Consider the following 763-nt stretch of genomic DNA (forward strand, 5'->3'; position numbering starts at 1 on the left):
GGTCCATGACTGGGGTGAAGTCGTAACAAGGTAACCGTAGGGGAACCTGCGGTTGGATCACCTCCTTACGAAGAGCTCGTAAGTGTTCACACAGATTGTTTGTTAAGAAAGAGTCACTTTATTGGGTCTGTAGCTCAGGTGGTTAGAGCGCACCCCTGATAAGGGTGAGGTCGGTGGTTCAAGTCCACTCAGACCCACCAATTCAACGGCATTGAGCGAGCCAGCTTGAGACGTTGGAGAAGTGAAAATAATGGGGCTATAGCTCAGCTGGGAGAGCGCCTGCCTTGCACGCAGGAGGCCAGCGGTTCGATCCCGCTTAGCTCCACCATTAAAGCCGTCTCTTTTGAATATTAAATTATGTTTGTATTTACTTTTAAGAGTAAATAGAAAGATAAAGCTCTTTAACAATTAGGAACAAGCTGAAAGAAACGAGTTCTCGTTTTTACGGAAGGCATTGATATGAAAGTATGAATGTGAAGAAGTAGAAAAGAGAAAAAAGCGTAATTGAAACCAAGACAACTGTGAGTTGTAAGGTTAAGAAATTAAGCGTACACGGTGGATGCCTAGGCAATCAGAGGCGATGAAGGACGTGTTAATCTGCGAAAAGCGACGGTAAGCCGATAAAAGGCGCTATAACCGTTGATGTCCGAATGGGGAAACCCAGTGCAGGTGACTGCACTATCATCTGATGAATACATAGTCAGATGAGGCGAACCGGGAGAACTGAAACATCTAAGTACCCCGAGGAAAAGAAATCAACCGA

Annotated in this window: 2 tRNA genes and 2 rRNA genes; all 4 read left to right on the forward strand. The window is 45.3% G+C overall.

Annotated elements, in window-relative coordinates:
* Positions 1 to 68 (forward strand): 16S ribosomal RNA (locus J3U42_RS12275); the annotation flags it as partial.
* Positions 69 to 123: 55 nt separating this feature from the next.
* Positions 124 to 200 (forward strand) — tRNA-Ile (locus J3U42_RS12280).
* 52 nt (positions 201 to 252) lie between these two features.
* Positions 253 to 328: transfer RNA gene (locus J3U42_RS12285), tRNA-Ala, on the forward strand.
* Between the two features lie 204 nt (positions 329 to 532).
* A 23S ribosomal RNA gene (locus J3U42_RS12290) occupies positions 533 to 763 on the forward strand; the annotation flags it as partial.

Origin of the sequence: Gilliamella sp. B2923, assembly GCF_026536565.1 — a bacterium.
GTDB lineage: Bacteria > Pseudomonadota > Gammaproteobacteria > Enterobacterales > Orbaceae > Gilliamella.